The sequence below is a fragment of the Microcystis sp. M53603_WE2 genome (assembly GCF_030065435.1).
The window spans coordinates 1-8,949 of sequence record NZ_JASJFF010000962.1 but is presented as its reverse complement, the minus strand read 5'-3'; the positions used below and the strand labels follow the sequence as shown (position 1 = coordinate 8,949).

Sequence of the window (8,949 nt, the reverse complement as noted above, 5' to 3'; positions counted from 1 at the left end):
TAGGGCGATTAACCCCCAAATTACTCCCCCACAGTCCCAAGGCAGACAAAAAGCCACTTTATGAAAGGCTCCCTTACCGGTGGGTTTGAGGTAGGGATAAAGAGCGATCGCCATTACTTGCCCCCAACGTCCCCAAATTGGTGCTAAAATTAGAGCTAAGGCTCGATTATCGCTTAAATCGGTCAAAGCGGCGATTTTTAGCAGCAAAACCATAGTCACGGCCATGACTCCAAAGGCCCCGGTAACACTATCGGCCATAACCGCTAAACGACGCTGGGGGTCGGTGACAGCTAAACCATCGGCCGTGTCACTAACTCCATCAAGGTGTAGTCCTCCCGTTAGATAAACCCAAACCCCCACAAGGACAACCGCACGAGTCAGGGGTGGCATTCCCAGACCAGCTAGAGTTATATCGAGCAAAACCAAAATTAAACCCAAAAATAAGCCCACTAAGGCAATCCATCGGGCAATTCTGCCAAAATCCGGCCAGGCAATCGGAACCGGAATAATCGTGTAAAAAGCGATCGCACCTAAAAATGAGCGAATTTCTTGACAAATGAAGTTAAATATGGTAGTCAATCCCCCCAAAATTAGATTCCGGTATGGCAGCTTTTCTCATAAAGATGAAGTATAACTTAATTTTGTATCAGCCACCCTGTGGGATTTTCAAAACATCTGAGAACGCCTATAATGATTTAATTCGGCATAACACGGTTACTTGTAATTTTATAGGAAAAGTTCTTGCGATTGCTCTATAGGAGAGGAATATACGGAAAGATTTTTTTTAAAATGTGTATTTGGCGTGAGATACGGAAAGTTTCCGTATATTATGTAGTTAGATCGCCTAATCTTTAAAACTTCTATCTTCCTCAAGCAAAATGTCAAATGAATCAAAAATCCCATGGCCAATTTGGGCTGCTGTTATGCTGGCTTGCGCGTTTATTGCTACTTACGCCTCTCGTCCCCAAACCGACGATCAAAGAGTTGAATATCTGCAAAAAGAAATTCGCAGTCTAAAAGAACAATTAAATCGTCAGCAACCGACTTATTCTCCAAGTGTTTCTGAACCATCGCCATCACCTACAGCAATACCTACATCAACTCCTACTATTACTACTGAACCAACTCCAAATTTATCAAATCCAAAATGGGACCATAGTGTTTTTAATTCTAGTTCTGTAGGAGATTATGCAGCATTTTCGTATAAAATGATTGAAGAACCTGCATTTAATCAACAGAATCAACAAGTAGAGTGGATTGTTGAATTTTCAAGTCCTCCAGAAGCAGAACGAAGCCCAGCAGCGAGAGAAGCTTACTTAAGACTTGAATTATTGCAGCATGGCTTTAGGGCTGAATTTATAGATAGTTCTGGTGTGTTTTTAGGAGCGAAAAACCTTGATAAAGAAGGTCAAGGAGGCAACAGAACACGATATACTTTGAGAGTTCCCAATAGTATTTGGGAAAAATGGTCAGAAGTAGCTATGGTAAAAGTTGTCAGAGACTGGTGAGACTGTTTATATATAGTGCGATTGCCAATTTTATAGCGATCGCCGATCTTGTAGGGTGGGTTAATGAAATGTAACGGTGCGATTCGTTTCTAGGGGAATAAATAGCCTAGAGTGCTGATAAAACAGATCGCCGTAGGGTGCGTTCCCTAAAGTGGCTCTTACTGCTCCAGTGATCGATTTTTGGGGAACGCACCATGCAGATTGATTGCAGCTGTGGGTTTAAGTGTGATGGCGAAGGCAGTGCGTAGCAGTACGCTGATCTTGTCGGTTGGGTTGACGGCTGTTACCCAACACCCTCAAAACCAAGATTAAATAAGGTAGGATAGAGAGCGAAAAGATATTCTAGGTTGCCGTGAATGGAAGCGTCTATATTGAAACAAGTATTGTTGGGCATTTAACCGCCAGACCCACTGACAATCTGATCGTTGCTGCTAATATCAAGATCACCCAGGATTGGTGGAACGAACATAGTAGCTCATTTACGCTTTACGCATCAGAGATCGTTGAAGATGAGGCAGCTAAGGGAGATCCGATAATCGCCGCTCAACGGTTAAACTTGTTACAATCCCTAATGCTTCTCGAACTTACGGAAGATGCGTTTGAACTTTCGCAAGCGTTTCTGACTCAAAGCAATCTGCCCCTAAAGGCATCTAACGACGCTTTACATATGGCATTAGCAACCGTCTATAACTTAGATTATTTGCTAACATGGAACTGCAAGCACATGGCAAATGCCCAAATTCACCACCAGCTGGCTCAGATTAGTTCTGATCTCGGATATATATTGCCAGTTATTTGCACTCCTTATGAGCTTATTGGATATAACCTAGAGGTTTAGTCATGTATAAAAATGAAATTCTCGATGAAATTCACAAGTATAGAGAAGAATACGCTCAATCGTTTCAATATGACTTAAGAGCTATTTTTAATGACTTAAAGCAGAAGCAACTGGCTCATAAAGATAGATTAGTTAGGTTGCCAATTAAGCGAGCGTCTAACAAATCACTGCACCCGACCGCCGGCTAAAGCATTCAATGGAACCGCTAAATCTATAGTGCGATGCCGAAGGCACTGCGTAGCAGTACGCTATCTCCCTAGGGTGCGTTCCCTAATGTGGCTCCTACTGCTCCAGCGATCGATTTTTGGGGAACGCACCATGCACATTGATTGCATCTGTGGGTTTAAGTGCGATGGCGCACCTTAAAATTAGCGAATTTCTTGACAAATGAAGTTAAATATGGTAGTAAATCCCAGCCAAATTCGCTCCCGGTATGGCAGCCTTTCTCATAAAGATGAGGTATAACCTAATTTTGTATCGGCCACCCTGTGGGATTTTCAAAACATGAGAACGCCTATAATAATTCGGCATAACACGGTTACTTGTAATGTTATAGGGAAAGTTTCAGAATATACGGAAATATTTCTTAAAAAATGTGTATTTGGCGTGATATGTGGAAAGTTTACATATAATATATAGTTATGCAGTTTTATTTTGTTAGATTCCTTAACTAGAAAGACTGTTAGTCTTAATATAATACTAGGTCGAGGTCTATTTAATATGAAGACAGAAGTTGTTGTTGCGTTGATTGCTGGAACACTAGCACTTGCAGGCTCAATACTGACCTTTTACTTAACTAAAATCAGAGAAGACAATACTAAGAGACTTGAACATACAATTGAGCATTATAGAAGCCAGATTGAAGAATTCTATGGACTACTCTTCAATCTCGTGAATCAAATTGATACGTTATATTATGTCAAAGAAGATATTGTTAATCCTGCCTCTGGGGTTCATGATCCACTAAGTGAAGAGCAAAAGAAGGAAATTGAGTCCTTTTTTAAGAATGAATATTTCTGTGATCTTCATAAAGAAATAGTCAGAATTTTGCGAACCAAGCTTTATCTAGTTGAAGGGGCGGAAATGCCTGCTAGTTTTTCCAATTATCTTCGTCATGCCACTCAAGAACAAGCTCAATTTAGATTGTGGAAGGAAAACAATATAGATACCAAGCATATTGTTGGAGAACCTTTTCCTGACCAGTTCATTAATGACATTAAATTTGATCTGCGAAATGCGATGCAAAGATATAATCAAACTAGGCAGATTTATAAGAGAAATATATTTGGTATTTCATTCATAAAATTGCCTTATTCAAAATCGAATTTGGAAAAGCATAACAACGCCCATGCACACCGAGCGCCGCAGCCGTAGGGTGCGTTCCCTAATGTGGCTCCTACTGCTCCACCGATCAATTTTGGGGAACGCACCATGCACATTGATTGAAGCTGTGGGTTTAGGCGTTGTCAAATTGAAAGATGCTCGGCGTTGCTGACTTTGGGTATGAATCATTGCATCTACATTTTTTAAAACTCAGGCTCAAACTGACTTTTTGATATATGCAAAATTAGCATTCATACCTTGATTAAGCAACGCCGGGGTTTTTTCGTTGAGTTGGCTGGCTCTTATCTTCGGTCGGCCTTTGAGCTTTTTCTGTTCTCTGAGTTGGGCTTCCAGTTGGGTGGTTCGTTACGAGGTTTTGTCAGCTATCTACTTCTTGGCGGAGGGCTTTCTCAATTTTCCTTTGGCTCTCTGTGGCAATCCTCCTATCTGTGTTAAACCAGATTTTCTCCCTCATAGCAACCCCTACACGACCTTGATTTTTGTTCGCGACAGCTTCCAGCAGTTATTGAGAGGTTACATCAGTGGGAAGTGGGAAGTAGGGAACACAGAGCAAAAAGCTGACGGCTGACAGCTGATAGCTCTTTATTGCTAACCGGACTGACGATGATCTATTCTGTATCCTAGCCTGACTCGCCAATCCCCACCGCCAAAAAAGAATAATGTACTGCGATTACCTGGTTCAAATCCTCACCGCACGCGTCTACGATGTCGCCCAAGAAACCCCCTTGGAACTTGCCCCCAATCTCTCCCAACGTTTGCACAATCAGCTTTTACTCAAGCGCGAGGATATGCAGTCGGTTTTCTCCTTTAAACTGCGCGGCGCATACAACAAAATGGCGCATTTGTCAAGGGATTTGTTACAAAAAGGTGTAATTGCTGCTTCGGCGGGAAATCATGCCCAGGGAGTCGCTTTGGGGGCGCGGCAATTGGGAACCCAAGCGATTATCGTTATGCCTGTCACCACTCCGCAAGTCAAAATCGACGCGGTAAAAGCCCGGGGCGGGATTGTCGTCCTGCACGGTGACACCTACGATGATGCCTACACCTACGCGCGGCAGTTAGAAGCGGAAAAAGGCTTAACTTTTATCCATCCCTTCGATGATCCGGAGGTAATCGCCGGCCAGGGTACGATCGGTATGGAAATTTTACGACAATATCAGCAACCGATCGAGGCGATTTTTGTCGCTATTGGTGGCGGTGGCTTAATATCAGGTATTGCAGCCTATGTCAAGCGTTTACGTCCAGAAATTAAAATTATCGGGGTGGAACCTGTGGACTCAGACGCGATGAATCAATCCCTAAAAGCCGGTTATCGGCTGCGTTTGTCCCAAGTGGGATTATTTGCCGACGGGGTGGCGGTGCGCGAGGTGGGAGAGGAGACTTTTCGTCTTTGTCAGCAGTATGTGGACGAGATTATCCTAGTGGATACGGATGATATCTGTGCGGCGATTAAGGATGTTTTTCAAGATACACGCTCGATTTTAGAACCTGCGGGGGCGTTAGCGGTAGCAGGAGCGAAAGCTTATGTAGAAAGAGAAGGAATTGAGGATAAAACCCTCGTTGCTGTGGCTTGTGGGGCGAATATGAACTTTGATCGTCTGCGGTTTGTGGCGGAAAGGGCAGAATTAGGGGAACGGCGCGAGGCGTTGTATGCTGTTACTATTCCCGAACAACCGGGCAGTTTACGGCGTTTTTGCGAATGTGTCGGCAAACGCAATTTAACCGAATTTAGTTATCGCATTGCCGATGAAAAAGAAGCACATATTTTTGTCGGCGCCCAGATCGAAAATCGCACCGATGCCAAGAAATTAGCCGAGAGTTTTGAAGCTTGTGGCTTTAAAACCCTCGATATTAGCGATGATGAATTGACTAAATTGCATCTGCGCCACATGGTGGGAGGGCGATCGCATTTAGCCGACCATGAATTATTTTATCGCTTCGAGTTTCCCGAACGACCGGGGGCTTTAATGAAATTTGTCGCCTCCATGAGTCCCCACTGGAATATCAGCGTTTTCCATTATCGCAATAACGGGGCCGATTACGGGCGCATCGTCGTGGGCATACAGGTCCCCCCCGATGAAATGAATCAATGGCAAGCTTTTCTCGATACTCTCGGCTATCGCTATTGGGATGAAAGTCAAAATCGGGCCTATCAGTTGTTTTTAGGTTAAAGTTGGCTGAATAAATCTAAAAACCTTGTTGGATAAGGCTTTTAGACTTTTTTCCCCTCAAAAAGTGCTGACCATTGGAGTGATCGGGGGTAAAATTCAGGCACTTTTTCCCTGAAAATTAGGTAACTGACTACCCCAAAATCGGTAAAACCCTACACCCTACACCCCACACCCCACACCCCACACCCCACACCCTGCCCCCACCAACAAACTTTTTCAGCAAACCCTAGGTTAAATCGCCATTTTCAGGAAGTTATCAGCATATGAATCAAGATTTTCCCCATATTTCCGTTTTGAGTCAAGAATTAATCGCCGGCTTAAATATTCAACCCGGGGGGCATTATCTCGATCTTACCCTAGGGGGTGGTGGACACAGCCGCTTGCTTTTAGAAGCCCATCCCGAAACCACAGTAACCGCCATCGATCGCGATCAAAGCGCCCTAGAAGCCGCTAAAATTAGTCTCGCCCCCTATCTAGATAGCCGTTTAACCCTCTGGTGGGGGAACTTCGCCGATTATAATGGACAAAATAGCAGTTTTGATGGCATTATCGCCGATTTAGGAGTCAGTTCTCCCCAATTCGATCAGAGCGAGCGCGGCTTTAGTTTTCGCCACACGGCAGCCTTAGATATGCGGATGGATCGCTGTCAATCCCTGACGGCAGCCGATATTATCAACCATTGGCACGAAAAAGAATTAGCAGATCTTTTTTATCAATACGGAGAAGAACGTTTATCTCGTCCTATTGCTCGCTCGATCGTCCAAAAACGTCCTTTTACTACCACTACAGAATTAGCGGCTGTCATCGCTAGTTCTGTACCCGCTAGTTACCGTTATGGACGTATTCATCCGGCAACGCGGGTTTTTCAAGCCCTACGCATCGCTGTTAATCAAGAATTAGATTCTCTCCAACAATTGTTAGATCAAGCCCCCCACTGGCTAAAATCCGGGGGAATTATCGCTATGATCAGTTTTCATAGTCTAGAAGATCGTCTGATCAAGTATGGCTTTCGCGAAGATAATTCCTTGAAAATTATCACGAAAAAGCCGATTATTCCCAGTCGAGAAGAACAAGCTAAAAACCCTCGTTCTCGTTCGGCTAAACTAAGAATAGCCCAAAAGATCGAATCAGAGGTTATCCTATAGCAGTTATCTTAATGGTGAGGTACAAACTATCTGGTTTTAGGGAGTCGTTATCTTGATGAGAAAGGCTATCAACTATTTTTTACACGAAGGAGAAATAATCGATCGAGAATTGAATTATGCTTTTGACTTGCCAAGGTTGTTTATTTTGTGTTTAAATCTGTCGTATTTGAAAGCTAAATATCGCTGACTGAACAACCATCTTTTTTCAAATTGACTTAAAGCAGACCATTGGTCGTAGGTGGGAAAAGCCACATCTTTAAAAAAAGATATCCATTGATTTAAAGTGGTTTCAATTGTGTGTTCTTTCGCCCTCTTATAACCGTTTTCAACCATTTTTTGATAAAGTTCTGGAGAACTTTTCAGACGACGAACTGCTTGAATTGTTTCCTCTAGAGAGTGAATAATAATAAAATCTAACTCCGTCTTTCTTTCTGCTAAAAAGCCTAACTCTGGAGTCAAAAGGGCAGGAACACCGGCGTGCCAAGCATTAATTAGCTTAATAGAACCTTTATTAGGATAATTTCGAGAATCAAAACTACGCGCGGCTACAATCACATCTAGATTAGTATAATTGTTCCATTGAAATTTATCCCAAATCGGCATCCAATGGCAATTGAGAGTATCCAAAGACTCTCGCCATGCTTCCGACCTTAATTCCGGTGCCAACTGACCCCTGTTGCCAATGTAAGAAATATTCTCCACTAGGGTGTTCCGTTCCCTATCTCTGGGAATTAACCCGGGCATCGGCCAATGACTAATTAGATGGGGGTTCCAAATAGAGTCTTTAGTCTTCTCCCAAGTATACGGATTATAAACAATGTGTAGGTGAGCCGAAGGGTGATATTCTTTGTCGCTTTGGACACAAATTAACATGACCTTATCCAAGAAGGGATAGTCATTATCTAGGGTGTCTCGGTCGGCGATTAAAATTCCTTGCTCTGGGATTTCTCTGGCTATTTCACAGGGAAAGCCAGCTTGTTTAAGATGAAAGTAGGTTTGGGCTATCCAAGCCGTAAAATTGCTAGGATCGCCTGTCCATAGAGTCTGGTCTTCCCTGATATTTTTTTGTCTGATTTCGTCAGGGGCGTAAAAATAGATTGTTCGCATTAATTATATAAGGCCAAAGCATTCTTTGTCCCATAGTTTAGCGCAAAAACGCTTTGCCGTCAATTGTAGCTCAAGAGGTCAGCAATTCTGATTATGGAAACCAGCCAGCCAAACCCCTAGTCTAAAGAAATATATTCGATCGCCTCCTAGGGTGGATAATTAGGAAACAATCCCTTGACCTAGGGAAATAGTACCAGGCTTCGCTTTAAGTAATTGACCGACCACAGCAATAATCGGTGTTTGCACCCCATCCATCGGCAAGAGAAGGTTTTTCATCAGTTGTGGTAAAGTAAAAACCAAGAAAAAAAGCCGGTATTTATTCTTGAAAATCACTGACTAAAATAACGCAGTCCCTTTACCAATCTTTCTACTGCCGTTAAAGCCGTTTCTGGAGATAAAGCACCGTAGGCAAGACGCAAATAACAGCCTTCTGTTATCCCAAAAGTTGAACCGGGTAACACCGCCACCCGCTGCTGCTCAATTAAACTTTTAACTAACTGAAAATCATTCTTGTCTGTGGTAATTTTCAGGAAGAAATAAAAAGCCCCTTCCGCAGTGGCAACATCACAGATATCCCTAATCGATTCTAGAGCATTCAGGCAAATTTCTCTAACTTTACTGATGGTTTTTAACTGTTCTAAAGGATAGCTTTTACCCACCTGTAACGCTCCCAGAGCCGCATATTGCGAAACCACCGGCGGACAGATTAAAATAGTATCCTGAATCTTATTAATCGCCTCAGATAAATGTTCTGGTACTACCATATAACCAATGCGCCAACTGGCAAAACCGTAGGCTTTTGAGAGACTAAATAAGGAAATAGTCCAGGATTCACT

10 protein-coding genes are annotated in these 8,949 nt (G+C 43.0%); 7 read left to right on the top strand and 3 right to left on the bottom strand.

What is annotated here, in order from left to right; all coding sequences use genetic code 11:
* Positions 1 to 588 (bottom strand): adenosylcobinamide-GDP ribazoletransferase (cobS, locus tag PX481_RS20335; protein WP_288095679.1); only part of this gene is annotated, 588 nt, incomplete at its 3' end.
* A 290-nt stretch (positions 589 to 878) separates the two neighbouring features.
* On the opposite strand from cobS, the gene PX481_RS20330 reads away from it, so the two are divergent.
* The 7 genes from PX481_RS20330 (at position 879) to rsmH (ending at position 7,006) form a co-directional block, all read left to right on the top strand.
* Positions 879 to 1,508, top strand: a complete 630-nt coding sequence (locus tag PX481_RS20330) for a hypothetical protein (RefSeq protein WP_288095678.1) — start codon at positions 879 to 881, stop codon at positions 1,506 to 1,508.
* 352 nt (positions 1,509 to 1,860) lie between these two features.
* A complete protein-coding gene (locus PX481_RS20325; protein WP_288027594.1) occupies positions 1,861 to 2,346 on the top strand; it encodes a type II toxin-antitoxin system VapC family toxin in 486 nt (161 codons plus the stop codon).
* Between the two features lie 2 nt (positions 2,347 to 2,348).
* Positions 2,349 to 2,534: a hypothetical protein gene (locus PX481_RS20320; protein ID WP_002757942.1), complete on the top strand. Its 186-nt coding sequence runs from the start codon at positions 2,349 to 2,351 to the stop codon at positions 2,532 to 2,534.
* A 532-nt stretch (positions 2,535 to 3,066) separates the two neighbouring features.
* A complete protein-coding gene (locus PX481_RS20315; RefSeq protein ID WP_002757940.1) occupies positions 3,067 to 3,720 on the top strand; it encodes a hypothetical protein in 654 nt (217 codons plus the stop codon).
* A gap of 235 nt (positions 3,721 to 3,955) precedes the next feature.
* Positions 3,956 to 4,258, top strand: a complete 303-nt coding sequence (locus PX481_RS20310) for a hypothetical protein (RefSeq protein WP_002757939.1) — start codon at positions 3,956 to 3,958, stop codon at positions 4,256 to 4,258.
* Between the two features lie 91 nt (positions 4,259 to 4,349).
* Entirely contained in the window at positions 4,350 to 5,861 is a 1,512-nt protein-coding gene (ilvA, locus tag PX481_RS20305; protein WP_002757938.1) for a threonine ammonia-lyase, biosynthetic, read from the top strand.
* Positions 5,862 to 6,124: 263 nt separating this feature from the next.
* Positions 6,125 to 7,006 carry a 16S rRNA (cytosine(1402)-N(4))-methyltransferase RsmH gene (gene rsmH / locus PX481_RS20300; RefSeq protein ID WP_002757937.1) on the top strand — a complete coding sequence of 294 codons (882 nt, stop codon included), beginning with the start codon at positions 6,125 to 6,127 and terminating at the stop codon, positions 7,004 to 7,006.
* Between the two features lie 114 nt (positions 7,007 to 7,120).
* Here rsmH and PX481_RS20295 read toward each other — a convergent pair whose 3' ends face one another.
* Positions 7,121 to 8,113, bottom strand: coding sequence for a glycosyltransferase (locus tag PX481_RS20295; protein ID WP_002757936.1), 993 nt, complete (start codon positions 8,111 to 8,113; stop codon positions 7,121 to 7,123).
* Positions 8,114 to 8,442: 329 nt separating this feature from the next.
* On the bottom strand, positions 8,443 to 8,949 hold a 507-nt coding region (locus tag PX481_RS20290), incomplete at its 5' end, for an aminotransferase class I/II-fold pyridoxal phosphate-dependent enzyme (RefSeq protein ID WP_288095675.1).